Raw genomic sequence first — 16,102 nt, forward strand, 5'->3', positions numbered from 1 at the left:
TCGCGTGAGGCTTCTCTCCTCCCTTGACTTTACCCCGATTCTCCCCCAACGGCCCGACCCTGTGACGGCGGCGTGGAAACGCGCCGCTACATTTGTTTCAGATTCGCGCGAAAGTTCAGGATAGAGCCATGGCAAAGCCCACCACCGTCAAGATCCGTCTGGTCTCGACCGCTGACACCGGCTTCTTCTACGTGACCAAGAAGAATCCCCGCAACACCACCGAGAAGATGACCTTCCGCAAGTATGACCCGGTCGTGCGCAAGCACGTCGAGTTCAAGGAAGCGAAGATCAAGTAATCAGCGCATTCGCGCTTTACCCGTGAAGCCTGTCCCGCCATTTTCGGAACCGGGACGGTTCACGGCGAGTTCAACGCCGACACTGCAAGGAACGGCGATGAACATGATCTACACCTCGATTCGCAAGATGGGCCGTCCTTTGGCGGCCCTTTCGCTTGCCCTCGCCACGGCCACGCCTGCGATGCTCGTGGCGCCAACGGTAGCGCAGGCGCAAGCCTCCGACATTGACCGCGCCGTCGCCGCCCTTCGCGGCGTGACGACCTTGCGCGCCAACTTCATCCAGACCGACCGCTCCGGCCAGACCGTCTCGGGCGTGCTGACGATGAAGCGCCCCGGCAAGATCCGCTTCCAGTACCAGAAGGGCGTGCCGCTGCTGATCGTCGGCGATGGCAAGGCGCTGACCATGATCGACTACGAAGTGCGTCAGGTCCAGCGCTGGCCGATCGGCAACAGCCCGCTGGGCGCGCTGCTCGATCCGAACAAGGACGTCGCGCGTTTTGCCAGGCAGCTGCCCACCGGCGATCCGGGCGTGATCAGCCTGCAGGTGCGCGATCCCAAGCATCCCGAATACGGCACGATCACCATGATCTTCGTGCGCAACGCAGGCGCCCCGGGCGGGCTGCAGCTCGATTCGTGGGTCGCCCTCGATTCGCAGAACAAGCGCACCACCGTCCGCCTCTCGGGCCACCAGTACGGCATAGCGGTGGACGACAAGACCTTCCGCTGGACCGACCCCCGCCGCCCCGTCACACGCTAGGCGGCGGCTGCTGCTGCCGCAGCAGAGATCGGCGCCCTTGTCGCGGACCTTTCCGAACATCGCTGCCGGGGTCATACTCGGGTGGATCGACCCGGTGCGGCCTTGACCGGGGGCTTGCCCGGTAGCGCGTTGCCGGCCTGACAGCGGGAGCGAATGACAAAAAAGGGCCGGAAGCGGGCTAGCGCTTCCGGCCTTAGTCTGTTCGCAGGAGGAACAAGGTTTGGCGGAGTGGGGATTTGAGAGGGAGAGTATCTGGAGCCCCCACCCCGCCAATTCGGTCAAAACTTAGTAGTTGTAGGCACGCTCGCCGTGTTCGGAGATGTCGAGGCCTTCGCGCTCGGCTTCCTCCGTCGGACGCAGACCGAAGATCTTGTCGACGATGAAGAAGAGGATCGCGGAACCGACACCCGAGAAGACCAGCGTGAAGAGCACGGCCTTGGTCTGGATCCAGACCTGCTTGGCCATGTCGTAGCTGGCGGCGTCAAAGCCGGCCGGGAACACGGTGTAGTCGAACACGCCCTGGCCACCGAGCGACGGAGCCGCCATGATGCCCGTGGCAATCGCACCGACGATGCCGCCCACGCAGTGCACGCCGAACACGTCGAGCGTATCGTCGTACTTGAGCTTGTTCTTGATCGTGCTGACGAAGAGGTAGCAGATCGGCGAGACGACGAGGCCGAGGACGATCGAGGTCATCGGAGCGCCGTAGCCCGAAGCCGGAGTGACCGCGACGAGACCGGCAACGGCACCCGTGGCAGCGCCCAGCATCGAAGGCTTGCCGTGATGAAGCTGCTCGACAATCGCCCAGGAGACGGCAGCGGCAGCGGTAGCGACGAAGGTGTTGATGAAGGCCACAGCGGTCACGCCATTGGCTTCAAGGTTGGAGCCGGCGTTGAAGCCGAACCAGCCCACCCACAGCAGCGAGGCGCCGATCATGGTCATGGTCAGCGAGTGCGGCGGGGTAGCTTCCTTGCCGAAGCCGACGCGCTTGCCGATCATGAGGCAGCCGACGAGGCCAGCGATACCGGCGTTGATGTGCACCACGGTGCCGCCAGCGAAGTCAAGCGCGCCCCAGCCCCAGAGCATGCCGTAGTCGGTCGGAGCATCGACCAGGAAGTCCGGGCCAGCCCAGTACCAGACCATGTGGGCCATCGGGAAGTAGATGCAAGTCAGCCACAGGACGGTGAAGACCATCAGCGGCGTGAACTTCACGCGTTCCGCAAATGCACCGACGATCAGCGCCGGGGTGATGCAGGCGAAGGTCATCTGGAAGATGACGAACGCGAATTCAGGGATGTAGACGTTGTTCGAGAACGTCGCTGCATAGGTCGTGGCATCCACGCCCATCAGGAAGATCTTCGAGAAGCCGCCAACGAACTCGTTGCCGCTGGTGAAGGCCATCGAATAGCCCCAGCTCACCCAGACGAGCGCTGCGACCGAAACGATCATGAACACCTGCATCAGCACGCTGAGCATGTTCTTGGTGCGGACAAGGCCGCCGTAGAAAAGGGCAAGAGCAGGAATGCTCATCAGGAGGACGAGCACCGAGCTCATCAGCATCCAGGTCGTATCGCCCTTGTTGACCATGCCGGCCATCTGTTCGGCGGTCGGGCCCTTGATTGGCCCATCCTGTGCAAAAGCGGCAGTGGCAGCGAAGAGCGAAGCGCCCGTTCCCGCCAAGCCACCGATCATCTTACGGATCATGTTGGTTCCCCTAAGGTCGGAAATGGAAGGCCCGCTCAAAGCGCGGTATCCCCGGTTTCGCCGGTGCGAATGCGGGTTGCCGAAGCGAGGTCGAGGACGAAAATCTTCCCGTCGCCGATGGCCTCGGTGCTGGCAGCCTGCTGGATCGTCTCGACGATCTGCGGCGCGAGATCGTCGCTCGCAGCGATTTCGATCTTCACCTTCGGCAGCATGTTGGTCGAATATTCGGCGCCACGGTAGATTTCGGTCTGGCCCTTCTGCCGACCAAAGCCCTTCACCTCCGACACCGTCATCCCAGCCACGCCCAGCCCCGAGAGCGCTTCACGCACTTCGTCGAGCTTGAACGGCTTGATGATGGCGATGATGAATTTCATTCATGCCCCCTTCTATTGCCCACTCGCCGGGCGACCTGCCGGCAAAAGAGATTAAGCAAAGGGCGTGCCAAATCCGGAAATTTACGGATTCAGCGATTTACGGGAACGAAAATGGCCGCCTGACGGTTTTGCGCGCTCGAATCTTGTGCAGGGAATGAGCGCTGCCCATTTTTTAGGCAGAAACCCATGCCTCGATTCAAGGCACGGGGATGCGAAACGGGTCTCTCAGGTCAGGCGCAAACTTGCCCAGACCGGCAGGTGATCCGATCCCACCGCGGCCAGAGGACTGTGGTGTACCCCCGCCTGCTCGACCTCGACACCCTCGCTCACCACGATGCGATCGAGCTGCGCCACCGGACGCCGCGAAGGAAAGCTGCGCCCCGGCGCCAGCACGCGCAGCGGCGGTGCAAAAGCTGACAGCGCCCCGCCCGATGGAGACCATTCGTTGAGATCGCCCATGAACACCGCGTGGCCCGGCTCGTCATGCCCGTCCACGTGTCCGCAGACCGCTTCCACCTGCTGGCGGCGGCGCAGGCCCGAAAGGTCCAGGTGCATCCCCACCACGCGCACCAGCGCCCCGCCCAGACGCAATGTCGCGCAGACCGCGCCGCGCGGCTCGATTGTCGGCAGCGGCACCGCGCAGGCCTCAAGCACCTCGATGTCGCGCCGCACCAGCAGCGCGTTGCCATGCCAGCCCATGCTCGCCCCGGTCCGCGCCCGGTCGTAGTGTCCGGGCTCCACCGCGCGCCACGGGCTGTGATCGTCGAGGACCCCTCGCGGAATCACCGCCTCGCGCAGGCCAAAGCGCCGGTCGGCTTCCTGCAAGGCAATCACGTCGGCATCGATCTCGCGCAGGATCGTCAGGATGCGATCGGGATCACGCCGCCGGTCAAGCCCGACGCCCTTGTGGATGTTGTAGCTGGCAACCTTGAGTTTCAATGCAGGCTCAGGCCCCCGCGATATAGCGGTCGGTCGGCGTGACCGGCAGTCCGTCGATGCTCTGCGTCCGGCTCGCCATCTTGGCTTCCCATGCCGCCGGATCGGACTGCGCGTGATATTTGACCAGCGTCTGCCGCTCCTGCTCCACCGTCATGATCGGTACGCCCCAGCCGCAGCTCGTCTGCACGCTGTCGACCGCGATGTCGAAGATCTGGCGGGTGCCGGGCAGCACGGTGAAATGCGCGGTCAGTTCATCCCATTCCGGATCGGCCGGAAGAACCGGCCTGCCATGGCCATAGAGCCGCAGAATCAGGGCAGGCTGCTGGAAGTTGGTCATCATTACGGTGATGCGCCCATCGGCCACGAGGTGCGCGTGGGTCTCGTTGCCCGACCCTGCAAGGTCGAGATAGGCTACCCGGTTCGGCCCGAGCACGCGAAAGCAGTCATAGCCCTTGGGCGAAAGGTTGATGCGCCCCTCCGCAGCCGCCGTCGCCACGAAGAACACCGACTGCCGCCCGATCATCTCGATGTGTTCGGGCAGGATGCAGTCGGTGAACTGTGCCATCAGAGGAAGTCCTTGAGCGTCGCGATGAACTTGTCGAATTGGTCGTGGTGCAACCAGTGCCCGGCGTTCTCGAACTCGATCACTTCCGCATTCCGGAAATGCTCGGCCATGCCGTTCCTGGTCGGATTGCCCGCCCACGAATCCGCCCCGTTCAGCAGCAGAGTCGGGCAGGTGATCGCCTTCCACAGGTCGTTGCGCTGCTCGGCGGTGATGTCATAGGGCGCGCCATCGACATTCAGGTGCGGGTCGAACTTCCAGCTGAACGTCCCGTCCTCGTTGCGATTGATGCCATGCAGCGTCAGGTGGCGAGCCTGTGCGTCGGTCAGGTAGGGGTTCTCCCCCTTCATGCGCGCATAGGCATCTTCGAGCGAGGCATAGCGGCGCGGCAGGCGACCTGCGGCCTTGCGCTTCTCACCGATGAACTCGCGCACGCGCCGGGCGAACGGCACATCCTTGAGCAGGGCCTCGCGCTCGGGCGTCGGGAAAAGCCCCTCGATCGCCACGATCTTGCGCACGTTCTCGGGGAACAGCCCGGCATAGCGCAGGCTGGTGTTGGCGCCCCACGAATGGGAGACGATCGTGACCGGTGCCAGATCGAGCTGGTGGATCAGCTGCGCCACGTCATAGACAAGGTCCATCGTGCGGTAGTTGCCGTCCTGCGTCCACTGGCTGTCGCCATGGCCGCGATGGTCGAGCGCGATGATGTGCCAGTCCTCGCGCAGGGCCTCGGCGGTCCAGTCCCACGAACGGCAATGGTCGCGCCCACCATGGACGAGCAGGAGCGGCGGCTTGTCCGCATTGCCCCAATCCACGTAGTGGAGGCGCAGGCGCTGCGAGATGAACGTGTTCGAGGTAGGGCCGAGTAATTGCATGGGAGGGTAACTGCGCCGGATGGTCGCCGGTTTCAACCCCCGGATGCCCCCGAAGCGATTACCTTTCCTTCGTTGCCGAGAAGGTCAGCTCCGGATTGCGCTCCTGCTGGTAACCGACGTCCCACGAAGATCGGGCCATGAACACCGGATCGCCGTCGCGGTCCTTGGCAAGGTTCGAAACGTTGAAATCGGCGAAGTTCTTCAGCGCCGCATCGCTCCCCTTGATCCAGCGTGCGGTATCGAAGGGCGATGGTTCGAGCACCGCCTCGACCTTGTATTCCGCCTCCAGCCGCGAAACGAGCACGTCGAGCTGCAGCTGGCCGACCACGCCAACGATCCACTGTGAACCGATCTCCGGATAGAACACCTGGATCACGCCCTCTTCCGAAAGGTCGTCGAGCGCCTTCCTGAGCTGCTTGGTCTTGGTCGGATCCTTCAGCACCACGCGGCGCAGGATTTCCGGCGCGAAGTTGGGCAGGCCGGTAAAGCGCAGGTCGTTCTTTTCCGAAAGCGTATCGCCCACGCGCAAGGTGCCGTGGTTGGGAATGCCGATGATGTCCCCCGCTTCAGCGGTATCGGCAATCTCGCGGTCCTGCGCGAAGAACAGGATCGGCGAATGCACCGCAATCGGCTTGCCAAGGCCCGAAGGCGTCAGCTTCATGCCGCGCCGGAACGTGCCCGAAACCATGCGCATGAACGCGATGCGGTCGCGGTGCTGCGGGTCCATGTTGGCCTGCACCTTGAAGATGAAGCCGGTCACGTCGGGCCGCTCGGGGTCCACCGTGCCCACGCTCGACGATTGCGGGCGCGGCGGCGGGGCAAACTTGGCAATGGCATCGATCAGGTCGACAACGCCGAAGTTCTTGAGCGCCGATCCGAAATAGACCGGCGTCAGGTCGCCATTGCGATAGGCTTCGATGTCGAACTCGGGGTAGCCGGCACGGGCCAGCTCGATTTCCTCGGCAATGTCCTCGGGAATATCATTCGCGGGTTCAACCTTGCCCAGAAACTCGCGGCTGTCGCCCTCGGGCCGCGCGATCGTCTCGTCGGCAAAGCTCATCACGCCCTGGAAGATGCCGCCCATGCCGATCGGCCAGGACATCGGCACCACGTCCAGCGCCAGCGCATCGGCCACTTCGTCCAATGTCTCGAACACCGAGCGCCCTTCGCGGTCGACCTTGTTGACGAAGGTGATGATCGGGACCGAGCGCATGCGGCAGACCTCGAACAGCTTGCGCGTCTGCGGCTCGATGCCCTTGGCCGCGTCGATCACCATGATCGCCGAATCGACCGCGGTCAGCGTGCGGTAGGTGTCTTCGGAAAAGTCTTCGTGGCCCGGCGTGTCGAGCAGGTTGAAGACAACGCCATCCTTCTGGAAGGTCATCACCGAGGACGTCACCGAAATGCCGCGTTGCTGCTCGATCTTCATCCAGTCCGACCGCGCGCGGCGGGCGGCGCCGCGAGCCTTGACCTCGCCAGCCAGATGGATCGCGCCGCCCTGCAGCAGCAGCTTCTCGGTCAGCGTGGTCTTGCCCGCGTCAGGGTGCGAGATGATGGCGAAGGTACGGCGATTGGACATCGGGCGCGGTTAGCGCGGCTTGACGGTTACGTCCATGCGGAAGCTGCGGGTTGCGCCGGGTTCCAGAAGGACGATGCCGGGCTTTTCGCGGAAGTCGCCGGTGAAGCCTGCGGGGTCGGCATGGCCTTGCCACGGTTCGATGCAGATGTAGCGCGCGCCGGGGACCTGCCACACGCCCATCGCGGTCGTGTCCGGAAAAGCGATGTCGAGGCAGGTGCCGTTATCGGTTCCGTAGGTGAGCGATTTGCTCTCGAACACGTCCCAGATCAACGCGTCATTGCGGAACAGCTCTTCGCTCAGCAAAAGCTCGCGAGAGTTGGCGGGACTTGGGACGGAGTTGGGGGAGAGTTCGCCAGAGTTGGGGTAGAGTTGCCGTAGAGTTGGACTTTCGACCTTCTCGAAAACAAGCTTATGATTTTCCTTGGGAAAGCCTCCGGGAAGCGGCCAGGCGAAGGCCGGATGGAAGCCGAAGCTGAAAGGCAGGGCTTGCGCGTTCGGATTGAACACGCTCGCCTCCATCCGCAGCGTCATCCCCTCGATCCGGAAGGTCATCTCCAGCACGAACCCGAAGGGATAGACCGCGCGGGTATCGGGGGAATCGGTCAGCCGGAACCGTGCCTCGGCCTCCTCGACATGGACCGGCGCAAACGCGCTGCGACGCGCAAACCCATGTTTCGGCATGGAAAATTCGCGTCCATCCAGCCGGAGCGTATCGCCCGAAAGCGCGCCGACGATCGGGAATAGCAGCGGCGCGCGGCCCGACCAGAACGCCGGATCGGCGTCGGTCATGTACTCGGTACCCGCAGCGTCGGTCAGCGACCAAAGCTCTGCGCCGAAAGGATTAATCCGCGCCGTCAGCTCCCCGCCGCCGATGGTGACGAGATCGTCACTCATCCGCGCAGGACACCACCCAGCTTGGCGGCAGCGGCCACCACCTTGTCCGAAATCGCCTTGAGCGTCGCTTCGTCGAACGACTTTTCGACGGGCTGGAGCGTGACTTCGATGGCCAGACTCTTGTGGCCCTCGGGCACACCCTGCCCCCGGAAATCGTCGAAAACCCGAGCCGAAACAATCGCCTGCTTGTCCGCACCCTTGACCGCGCGGAGCAGATCGCCCGCCGGAACCGCGGCCTCGACCAGGAACGCAAAGTCGCGCGTCACCGCCTGCAGCGCGGGCGGCGCAAAGTGCGGACGGGCGAACTGGCCCGGCCCCTTGCGCGGCGGAATACGGTCGAGGAACAGCTCGACCACCGCCACCGGACCATCCAGATCGAAGGCCTTCGCCGTCGCCGGATGCAGCATGCCGAAGCGCGCCAGCACCTGCTTGGGCCCAAGCCGCAGCGTGGCCGACTGGCCGGGGTGGAACTGCGCTCCAACCTCTCCCATCACCAGCAGGTTGTCGACTGGAGCGCCCGCTTCTGCGAGCAGCGCGAGAGCCTCGGCCTTGGCATCGAAGGCGTCGAAGGGCTTGGACTTGCCAGTTGCCCAACCACGTGCGACGGATTCGCCTGCAAGAACAACGGCAAGGCTCAGCTTCTCGTCGCTCGCCCCGTTCGCACCGCGCAAGTAACGACGGCCAATTTCGAACAGGCGGACCGAGGTGGCTCCACGATGCAGGTTGCGCTGCGCCGCCGAGAGCAGGCCCGGCAGCAGCGAGGGGCGCATGACCTTGAGGTCTTCCGATATCGGATTGGCAAGGCTCCACAACGCCTCACCATCGGCAAAGTGCGCGGCTTCCTTCTCGGGCAGGAACGACCATGTGATCGCTTCATGCAGGCCGCGTGAGGCCGCCGCACGGCGCACGCGGCGCTCCAGCGTCTGCACCGGCGTTGCCATCGGCTTGGCCACGCCATCTGCGCGCGGCAGCGGCGTTGACGGCACGGCATCGAGACCGTGAACGCGGATCACTTCCTCGACGATGTCGGGCGCGCCGTCCACGTCGGGGCGCCAGGTCGGCACCGTGACAGTCCAGTCGTCCGCCACTTCAAAGCCGAGCGCGGCAAGGATGCGCTTCTGTTCGCCATTGCCGACGTCGATGCCACCGAGGCTGCCGGCCAGCGCCGGGTCATAGGCGACAGTCTTGCGCGCCAGCGGCGGCTCGCCCGCCCGCACCACTTCGCTCGCCTCGCCACCGCAGATCTCGAGAATCAACTTGGTCAGCAGGTCGAGGCCGGTATCGAGGAAGGCCGGATCGACGCCGCGCTCGAACCGCCCGCGTGCATCCGAAGCGAGCGCCAGCGCCTGCCCCGTGCGGGCAATCGAAGCGGGATTGAAGTAGGCGACTTCGAGCAGCACGTCGGTCGTATCGTCCGAACAGCCCGAATGCTCGCCGCCCATGATCCCGGCAATGTCGTGCACGCCGGCATCGTCGGCGATCACCGTCATCCACGGTTGCAGCGCGTATTCCTTGCCGTTGAGCGCCAGACAGGTCTCGCCCTCACGCGCCTTGCGGGCAAAGATCGCGCCGGAAAGCTTGGCCATGTCATAGGCATGGGCTGGACGGCCATAGCCGAGCATGACGTAATTCGTGATGTCCACCAGCGCCGAGATCGGGCGCTGGCCCGCGCTCTTGAGACAGTCCTGCAGCCACTTGGGGCTCGGCCCGTTCTTCACGCCGCGAATGACGCGGCCGTAGAATGCAGGGCAGCCTTCCGGATCGTCGGTGCGCACTTCGACCGGGCAAGCGAAGCTGCCAGCGACTGGCGCGGCGTCGATCGGCTGCAGCACGCCGAGGCCCGCTGCCGCGAGATCGCGGGCGATGCCGTGGACGCCCATGCAGTCTGGCCGGTTGGGCGTGATCGCAACGTCGAACACCGGATCGGAGCCGAGATAGTCCGCGAACGTCGTGCCCAGCGGCGCGTCCTCGGGCAGTTCGATGATGCCGTCGTGCTCTTCGCCAAGACCAAGCTCGCGCGTCGAGCACATCATGCCGTTGGATTCGACCCCACGGATGGCGGACTTGCGCAGTTCCATGCCGTTGGCCGGAACCACGGCGCCGGGAAGGCCAAGCACGCCGACAAGGCCTGCACGCGCATTGGGAGCGCCGCAGACGACCTGCAGCGGGTTGCCGTCACCCAGATCGACTGAAAGGACCTGCAGCTTGTCGGCCTGCGGGTGCTTTTCCGCCGTCAGCACGCGGGCGACGCGGAAGCTCTTGAGCGCAGCCGAGGCATCCTCGACGCCTTCGATCTCCAGACCGAGCGAGGTCAGCTTTTCGGCGATGGTGCGGGCGTCGGCCTTGGTATCGAGGACCGACTTCAACCACGAAAGCGAGAACTTCACGAACGTACTCCAACACCGCCGGAAAGGGTCGGCACATCAAGCGCGCCGAAGCCGTAGTGGCCGAGCCACCGCACATCGCCATCGAAGAAGGCGCGCAGGTCATCCATGCCGTACTTCAGCATGGCGAGGCGATCGACGCCGGTGCCGAAGGCAAAGCCCTGCCATTCATCGGGATCGAGCCCGCCGAATTCGATGACCTTGCGGTTGACCATGCCGGAACCCAGCACTTCCATCCAGCCGCCGTTCTCGGCATCGCCGCTGCCACCGACCACGCGCTTGCCATTGATAAGCGTATAGCCGACGTCGACTTCCACCGAAGGCTCGGTAAAGGGGAAGTAGCTCGGGCGCAGACGCAGGACGATGTCGTCACGCTCGAAGAAGGCCTTGAGGAAAGTCTCCAGCGTCCACTTGAGGTGGCCGAGGTGGATGCCCTTGTCGATCACCAGACCTTCGATCTGGTGGAACATCGGCGTATGCGTCGCGTCCGAGTCAGAGCGATAGACGCGGCCCGGCGCGATGATGCGCAAGGGTGCGCCTTGGGCAATCATCGAACGGATCTGCACCGGCGAGGTATGCGTGCGCAGCAGCATGTCTCGGCCTTCTGCATCCTTGTCGGGGAAATAGAAGGTATCGTGCATCGCGCGCGCCGGATGGGTTTCGGGCATGTTGAGCGCGGTGAAGTTGTGCCAGTCGTCTTCGATCTCGGGACCGCTCGCCACGGCAAAGCCCATGTCCGCGAAGATTTCCGCCAGTTCGTCCATGACCTGGCTGACCGGGTGGACCGACCCCTTGGGCGCTTGCGGTGCGGGCAGCGAAAGATCGACCGTTTCGGCGGCAAGGCGAGCTTCGAGCGCTGCACCTTCCAGCGCGCCCTTGCGCTCTGCCAGCGCGGCGGTGACGGCTTCGCGCGCGGCGTGGATCTTGGGGCCTTCGCTCTGGCGCTGCTCGGGCGTCATTGCGCCCAGCGACTTGAGCAGGGCACTGACCCAGCCCTGCTTGCCAAGCGCGGAGACGCGGATCGCCTCCACGGCATCGGGGGTGGCCGCTTCCGCAATGGCGACAAGCGTTTCGGCCTGCTGTTGATCGAGGTTTTCCATCGGCAAGCCGCTAGCCGCAAATGCGCGGGAATCAAAGTCTGGAGTTACGCGCGGGCTGGCGCGTGAAGTGCCTGAACGGCAGCGCCAACAAACTCCTGCCGCGCCCGCATCACTTCCTGCAGGATCGGCTTGGGAGAATGGGCATATTCGCTGGGGCTCATCCCCATGAAGCGATGGAAGTCGCGCACGAACTGCGCCTGATCGTGATAATGGCTGTCAATCGCCCCGATCCATTTCAGCGACGGGTCCATCATGTACTGGACGAGGCTGCGCATGAAGCGCTGGCGGCGCAGCAGCAGGCGCGGCGGGAAGCCGAAATGCTTGCGGCACAGGCGTTCGAGCGTGTGGGCGGGCAAGTGCGCGGCCTCGGCCATTTCGTGAACGGTACCCACGTCAGGATCGATCAGAGCGGCATGGCAGGCGGCGATACGGGGATCATCGGGTTGCGGATCATGTTCCAGCGCCCGCTCGAAGAAGCGCGTGATGTGGGCGAGTTCGGCCTGCTCGTCGCGGCCGGGGCCGAACACGTCGCGCGCCAAGGTGCGGAACGGCGCGAGGAAGCGCTCGCTGGCGACATCGTAGATCCGGTCGGCATGGAGGTTTGCAGGTTGCCGCATGAAGCGGGCCCAGCCCAGTGGCAACAGGCCTATGCCCCATATGCGCGTGGTGCCGGTGGTGAATTCAAGCGCAATGCTGGTAGGCCCGGTGGCATTGGCCTGCACGCCCTTGAACGGGGGCTGGCCAGGCAGTTGCGAATCCGGAAAGTCACCCTGATATACGCGCAGGTTCGCCCATTCGGGATGGAGGTGGTCGGTCACGCGGCCACCGTCTGCCACGTCGATCTCGGTGAGGTAAAAGGTTGTGAAATAGCGCTGCAGCGGCTCTGGCGGCCGATGGAATCGAACCCGGACTGTGCAGTCCCCGGTCAAGCTGTGTGCGCCCCTGTTTTACTTTAGTTATGCATTGTTCATCCGCACACTGCCTCGCACTTGCGCGAATCGCAACGAAAAAGGGCGGCTCCCGAAAGAACCGCCCTTTTTGACGTGTTAGCGTTCTCGCGCCGGTCAGGCGGCGGGAAGCGCAGCCTTCGCCTGAGCGATGACGGCGGTGAAGATCGCACCTTCGTTCATCGCCAGATCGGCCATGGTCTTGCGGTCGAGTTCGATCCCGGCAAGCTTGGTGCCGTGGATGAACTGCGAGTAGGTCAGGCCTTCGGCGCGGACAGCAGCGTTGATGCGCTGGATCCACAGGGCGCGGAAGGACCGCTTCTTAACCTTGCGGTCGCGATAGGCGTACTGGCCAGCCTTTTCGACGGCCTGACGGGCGACGCGGATGGTGTTCTTGCGACGGCCGCGATAGCCCTTCGCCTGATCCAGAATCCGCTTGTGCTTTGCTCGGGTGGTTACACCACGCTTGATACGGCTCATAGTTCAGCGCTCCTCAGTTCAGCCCGTAGGGCGCCCACTTCTTGATCACCTTTGCATCTGCATCGGAGATCACGTCAGTGCCGCGGTTCTGGCGGATGTACTTGGCGTTGTGGCTGATCAGGCGGTGGCGCTTGCCGGCAACGCCGTGCTTCACCTTGCCGGTGGCGGTGAGCTTGAAGCGCTTCTTCACGCCGCTCTTCGTCTTCATCTTGGGCATTTTCGTCTCCTGAGTTCGACGCGTCCGATCTGCCTTGGCAGCCCTTGTGGCCAGGCCGATCATCGAATCCGTGTCGGTTGAAGGTGGGGCCGTTAGGGTAAGCGGCGCGGAAAGGCAAGGGTGGAGAGGGGGAGAAGTTCTGGGAGCACCGGTCCGCTTCCCCGCCCGGCCACCTCTCGGAGCAGGCTTTGGGTGGCCTGGCGGGGGAGCGGGCCGGTGCCGCAAGCCCCCGACGGACGTCGGGGGCGCACCCAACAAATGACTCAGCCCTTCCCGATGTCCGCCAGATCGTATGGCGTGGTCTGATACGTCTCGTTGATCCAGTTGCCGTAGAGCAGGTGACCGTGGCCGCGCCAGGTGTTGGCTGGCATCGCCTGCGGGTCGTCGCCGGGAAAGTAGTGGCGCGGCAGGTACTTGCCCTCATCGCGCGCATATTCGCCTGCCAGCGTCAGCGTGTCGTACTCGAGGTGGTTGAACATGTGCAGCGTGTTGTGGGCCGGGTCGTCAATCAGGCACAGGCCGGTTTCGGCGCTGTCGGCCAGCACCGTCAGGCCACGACCTTCGGGCAGGTCCTCACGCCGCACTTCGCTCCAGCGCGAGACGGGCACGTCGAACACGTCGGGCAGTCCGCGCATGAACGGGCTGGCGGGCGCGTGGTTGACGTGGCGGAATACGCCCGAGGCCTTGGTCGACAGGGGGTGCTTGTCGATGCCATGGAAGTGATGAAGTGCCGCCATCGCGCCCCAGCAGACCGACAGGGTGCGGTGGACGTTGCTTTGCGACCAGTCGAAGATGCGGGTGAGTTCGTCCCAATAGCTCACATCTTCATAAGGGATCGTCTCGACCGGCGCGCCGGTGACGATCAGCCCGTCATACTTCTCGGAGCGCACTTCCTCCCACGGGCGGTAGAACGAGGAGATGTGGCCCGCCGAGGTGTTCTTGCTGACGTGGTCCGAAATGCGCACGAGTTCGAGTTCCACCTGCAGCGGCGTTGCGCCGAGCAGGCGGGCGATCTGGGTTTCGGTGGTGATCTTGTCGGGCATCAGGTTGAGCAGGGCGATGCGCATCGGGCGGATGTCCTGGCGCGCGGCCTCGGTCTCGCTCATCACGATGACGCCCTCGGCTTCCAATGTCCGGCGGGCGGGGAGATTGTCGGCAATCCTGATCGGCACGGTCTTCGCGTCTTTCTTCAACCTGAGGGGGAAGACGCTGCAGCGGTGTCCGTGTCCGTTTGGTTGCCGGATCGGCCACATCCCATCTCCATCGCTGGATCAGGTACCACCTTGCCCGGATCGGCAGGTTGGCGTTGGAGCGTCACCCCAACTCTCGATGTAGAACGACAGATAGTGCGACGTTGATAGCTTTGCAACGGCCCACGCGGACAGGTGCGGATGCCGCTCGCAGGACTTGCTATTGCAATCCACTCGCATTATTAATGCGAATCATTGGCAGGTAGCCCCTGCCACGGACACCGCCACGGAGACCGGACGCAATGTTCATCTGCATCTGCAATGCCATCCGTGAAAAGGACATCCGCGCCACGGCGCGCTGCCACGCCGGCAATGCCGAGGAAATCTACGGCCGCATGGGCTTCAAGCCACAGTGCCGCCAATGCCTCGATGATGCCGAGGACGTGATCGCTGACGAGCGTTCCTGCGCGCTGGCCTGAAGCTTCGCCCGTCATTGCAAAGTGTTGCGCGCCTCCGGTGCGAGTCGTTCGCGCTTTGTCGGCACTCCTGCCCGGCGTAACGTGGCGCCATCAATCGTAATGGAGCCAGCGCCATGAAGGGCGACGCCAAGGTCATCGAATTTCTCAACAAGGCCCTGCTCAACGAGCTGACCGCGATCAACCAGTACTGGCTTCACTACCGCCTGCTCGCCAACTGGGGCGTCAAGAAGCTGGCCGAGTACGAGCGCCACGAATCGATCGACGAGATGAAGCACGCCGACATGCTGGCGGACCGCATCCTGTTCCTCGATGGCTTGCCCAACTTCCAGGCGCTGGGCCGGTTGCGCGTCGGCGAATCGGTCGAGGAAATCCTCAAGGCCGACCTCGCGCTGGAAATGGACGCCCTGCCCTTGCTGAAAGACGCCATTGCCCATTGCGAGAGCGTGCGCGATTTCGTCAGCCGCGATCTCTTCGCCAGGATCCTCGAGAGCGAGGAAGAGCACGTCGACGTGATCGAAAAGCAGTTCGACATGATCGAACGCATGGGGCTGGCCAACTACATCCAGCTCAACAGCGAAGCGGCGGAAGCCTGAGCTCTCACCGCCTGATACATCGTCGCCCCGGGCTCGACCCGGGGCCCCGCTCCTGCTCTCCGCTTCCTGTGAACCTAGGAAGCGGGATCCCGGGTCAAGCCGGGGATGACGAGAGATTTGGAGGGAATTACGCGCTGCCGGTTTGCGCCACGAGATGCGAAGGGTCGATCCCCTCGCTCTTCCACGTCTGGAGCCAGCGTCTGCCGGTGGGCGTGTTGAACAGGATCTCGCTCCGCCCCTTCGCGGCGTACCAGCCATGGCGGCGCATCTCGCCTTCGAGCTGGCCTGCGCCCCAACCGGCATAGCCGAGCGCGACGAGATAGCGGCTCGGGCCCCGTCCTTCGGCAATCGCGCGCAGCACGTCCATCGATGCGGACAGCTCGCATAGCGGATTGACCGTGACGCTGCCTTCGCCGCTCCAGTCGTTCGAATGGAGCACGAAGCCGCGCGCGGTTTCCACCGGGCCGCCGTTCAGCACCGGAACGTCGGGCGCGAGGCCGGGGTCGATGCCGATATCCTCGAGCAGCCCGTGCAGGGTGATGCCATCGCGCACGTGGCCGATGCCTATGCCAAGCGCGCCGTGCTCGTCATGGACGCACATGGCCACCACGGCATGATCGAAACGCTCGTCGCCCATGCCCGGCATGGCGAGGAGCAGGCGTCCGGAAAGATACTCGGCGTCACTCATCCGTCAGGAGATAGGGATGCACGCGGCCGGTTGCCAGAGCCGCC

At 64.1% G+C, this 16,102-nt stretch carries 18 protein-coding genes and 1 riboswitch; of the genes, 4 read left to right on the forward strand and 14 right to left on the reverse strand.

All coding sequences use genetic code 11. The annotated features are described in order from the left end of the window. The first annotated feature begins 128 nt into the window (after positions 1 to 128). Together rpmG and ACZ1JW_RS04255 are read left to right on the forward strand one after the other, a co-directional pair. Positions 129 to 296: a 50S ribosomal protein L33 gene (gene rpmG, locus ACZ1JW_RS04250; RefSeq protein ID WP_011446825.1), complete on the forward strand. Its 168-nt coding sequence runs from the start codon at positions 129 to 131 to the stop codon at positions 294 to 296. 97 nt (positions 297 to 393) lie between these two features. Continuing rightward, on the forward strand, positions 394 to 1,053 hold the full coding sequence (locus tag ACZ1JW_RS04255) for a LolA family protein (protein WP_465142061.1): 660 nt from the start codon (positions 394 to 396) through the stop codon (positions 1,051 to 1,053). 285 nt (positions 1,054 to 1,338) lie between these two features. On the opposite strand, the gene ACZ1JW_RS04260 is transcribed toward ACZ1JW_RS04255, so the two are convergent. The 13 genes from ACZ1JW_RS04260 to ACZ1JW_RS04320 form a co-directional block, all read right to left on the reverse strand. Continuing rightward, a complete protein-coding gene (locus ACZ1JW_RS04260; protein WP_465124714.1) occupies positions 1,339 to 2,757 on the reverse strand; it encodes an ammonium transporter in 1,419 nt (472 codons plus the stop codon). 35 nt (positions 2,758 to 2,792) lie between these two features. Beyond that, positions 2,793 to 3,131 (reverse strand): P-II family nitrogen regulator, encoded by a 339-nt coding sequence (locus ACZ1JW_RS04265; protein ID WP_465124713.1) that lies wholly within the window; start codon positions 3,129 to 3,131, stop codon positions 2,793 to 2,795. A gap of 225 nt (positions 3,132 to 3,356) precedes the next feature. After that, positions 3,357 to 4,070: an endonuclease/exonuclease/phosphatase family protein gene (locus ACZ1JW_RS04270; protein WP_465142062.1), complete on the reverse strand. Its 714-nt coding sequence runs from the start codon at positions 4,068 to 4,070 to the stop codon at positions 3,357 to 3,359. A 7-nt stretch (positions 4,071 to 4,077) separates the two neighbouring features. Beyond that, a complete protein-coding gene (locus ACZ1JW_RS04275) occupies positions 4,078 to 4,635 on the reverse strand; it encodes a pyridoxamine 5'-phosphate oxidase family protein (RefSeq protein ID WP_465142063.1) in 558 nt (185 codons plus the stop codon). Then, positions 4,635 to 5,507 (reverse strand): alpha/beta fold hydrolase, encoded by an 873-nt coding sequence (locus ACZ1JW_RS04280; protein ID WP_465124710.1) that lies wholly within the window; start codon positions 5,505 to 5,507, stop codon positions 4,635 to 4,637. The genes ACZ1JW_RS04275 and ACZ1JW_RS04280 overlap by 1 nt, the downstream gene beginning before the upstream one ends. A 58-nt stretch (positions 5,508 to 5,565) precedes the next feature. Further along, complete coding sequence (locus ACZ1JW_RS04285; RefSeq protein WP_465124709.1) at positions 5,566 to 7,086, reverse strand: peptide chain release factor 3; 1,521 nt, start codon at positions 7,084 to 7,086, stop codon at positions 5,566 to 5,568. Between the two features lie 9 nt (positions 7,087 to 7,095). Continuing rightward, positions 7,096 to 7,980, reverse strand: coding sequence for an aldose 1-epimerase family protein (locus ACZ1JW_RS04290; protein WP_465142064.1), 885 nt, complete (start codon positions 7,978 to 7,980; stop codon positions 7,096 to 7,098). Continuing rightward, positions 7,977 to 10,367, reverse strand: a complete 2,391-nt coding sequence (gene pheT, locus ACZ1JW_RS04295) for a phenylalanine--tRNA ligase subunit beta (protein WP_465142065.1) — start codon at positions 10,365 to 10,367, stop codon at positions 7,977 to 7,979. Before pheT ends, ACZ1JW_RS04290 begins: the two co-directional genes overlap by 4 nt. Further along, a complete protein-coding gene (gene pheS, locus ACZ1JW_RS04300) occupies positions 10,364 to 11,464 on the reverse strand; it encodes a phenylalanine--tRNA ligase subunit alpha (protein WP_465142066.1) in 1,101 nt (366 codons plus the stop codon). The genes pheT and pheS overlap by 4 nt, the downstream gene beginning before the upstream one ends. 44 nt (positions 11,465 to 11,508) lie before the next feature. Next, entirely contained in the window at positions 11,509 to 12,393 is an 885-nt protein-coding gene (locus tag ACZ1JW_RS04305) for a helix-turn-helix domain-containing protein (protein WP_465142067.1), read from the reverse strand. A 135-nt stretch (positions 12,394 to 12,528) separates the two neighbouring features. Then, positions 12,529 to 12,891, reverse strand: a complete 363-nt coding sequence (rplT, locus tag ACZ1JW_RS04310) for a 50S ribosomal protein L20 (protein WP_196275514.1) — start codon at positions 12,889 to 12,891, stop codon at positions 12,529 to 12,531. A 13-nt stretch (positions 12,892 to 12,904) separates the two neighbouring features. After that, a complete protein-coding gene (gene rpmI, locus ACZ1JW_RS04315; protein WP_039333769.1) occupies positions 12,905 to 13,108 on the reverse strand; it encodes a 50S ribosomal protein L35 in 204 nt (67 codons plus the stop codon). A gap of 263 nt (positions 13,109 to 13,371) precedes the next feature. Then, positions 13,372 to 14,280 carry a homoserine O-succinyltransferase gene (locus ACZ1JW_RS04320; protein ID WP_465126449.1) on the reverse strand — a complete coding sequence of 303 codons (909 nt, stop codon included), beginning with the start codon at positions 14,278 to 14,280 and terminating at the stop codon, positions 13,372 to 13,374. Positions 14,281 to 14,329: 49 nt separating this feature from the next. After that, positions 14,330 to 14,446, reverse strand: a riboswitch (SAM-I-IV-variant riboswitch). A 154-nt stretch (positions 14,447 to 14,600) separates the two neighbouring features. On the opposite strand from ACZ1JW_RS04320, the gene ACZ1JW_RS04325 reads away from it, so the two are divergent. Continuing rightward, positions 14,601 to 14,777, forward strand: coding sequence for a (2Fe-2S)-binding protein (locus ACZ1JW_RS04325; protein ID WP_144907489.1), 177 nt, complete (start codon positions 14,601 to 14,603; stop codon positions 14,775 to 14,777). 113 nt (positions 14,778 to 14,890) lie between these two features. Then, a complete protein-coding gene (bfr, locus tag ACZ1JW_RS04330) occupies positions 14,891 to 15,370 on the forward strand; it encodes a bacterioferritin (protein WP_465142068.1) in 480 nt (159 codons plus the stop codon). Positions 15,371 to 15,497: 127 nt separating this feature from the next. Here the strand turns inward: bfr and ACZ1JW_RS04335 are convergent, their stop codons facing one another. Further along, positions 15,498 to 16,058, reverse strand: coding sequence for a YqgE/AlgH family protein (locus ACZ1JW_RS04335; RefSeq protein WP_465142069.1), 561 nt, complete (start codon positions 16,056 to 16,058; stop codon positions 15,498 to 15,500). Positions 16,059 to 16,102: the final 44 nt, after the last annotated feature.

The organism is Novosphingobium sp. BL-A-28-Hi1-0D, assembly GCF_055521755.1.

Excerpts from the sequence above, each read along its gene's own strand:
- ACZ1JW_RS04265 (WP_465124713.1), bottom strand. The coding sequence starts at position 3,131 with ATGAAATTCATCATCGCCATCATCAAGCCGTTCAAGCTCGACGAAGTG.
- ACZ1JW_RS04290 (WP_465142064.1), bottom strand. The coding sequence starts at position 7,980 with ATGAGTGACGATCTCGTCACCATCGGCGGCGGGGAGCTGACGGCGCGG.
- ACZ1JW_RS04260 (WP_465124714.1), bottom strand. The coding sequence starts at position 2,757 with ATGATCCGTAAGATGATCGGTGGCTTGGCGGGAACGGGCGCTTCGCTC.
- ACZ1JW_RS04280 (WP_465124710.1), bottom strand. The coding sequence starts at position 5,507 with ATGCAATTACTCGGCCCTACCTCGAACACGTTCATCTCGCAGCGCCTG.
- ACZ1JW_RS04335 (WP_465142069.1), bottom strand. The coding sequence starts at position 16,058 with ATGAGTGACGCCGAGTATCTTTCCGGACGCCTGCTCCTCGCCATGCCG.
- rplT (WP_196275514.1), bottom strand. The coding sequence starts at position 12,891 with ATGAGCCGTATCAAGCGTGGTGTAACCACCCGAGCAAAGCACAAGCGG.
- ACZ1JW_RS04285 (WP_465124709.1), bottom strand. The coding sequence starts at position 7,086 with ATGTCCAATCGCCGTACCTTCGCCATCATCTCGCACCCTGACGCGGGC.
- rpmI (WP_039333769.1), bottom strand. The coding sequence starts at position 13,108 with ATGCCCAAGATGAAGACGAAGAGCGGCGTGAAGAAGCGCTTCAAGCTC.
- ACZ1JW_RS04275 (WP_465142063.1), bottom strand. The coding sequence starts at position 4,635 with ATGGCACAGTTCACCGACTGCATCCTGCCCGAACACATCGAGATGATC.
- bfr (WP_465142068.1), top strand. The coding sequence starts at position 14,891 with ATGAAGGGCGACGCCAAGGTCATCGAATTTCTCAACAAGGCCCTGCTC.
- pheS (WP_465142066.1), bottom strand. The coding sequence starts at position 11,464 with ATGGAAAACCTCGATCAACAGCAGGCCGAAACGCTTGTCGCCATTGCG.
- ACZ1JW_RS04325 (WP_144907489.1), top strand. The coding sequence starts at position 14,601 with ATGTTCATCTGCATCTGCAATGCCATCCGTGAAAAGGACATCCGCGCC.
- rpmG (WP_011446825.1), top strand. The coding sequence starts at position 129 with ATGGCAAAGCCCACCACCGTCAAGATCCGTCTGGTCTCGACCGCTGAC.
- ACZ1JW_RS04255 (WP_465142061.1), top strand. The coding sequence starts at position 394 with ATGAACATGATCTACACCTCGATTCGCAAGATGGGCCGTCCTTTGGCG.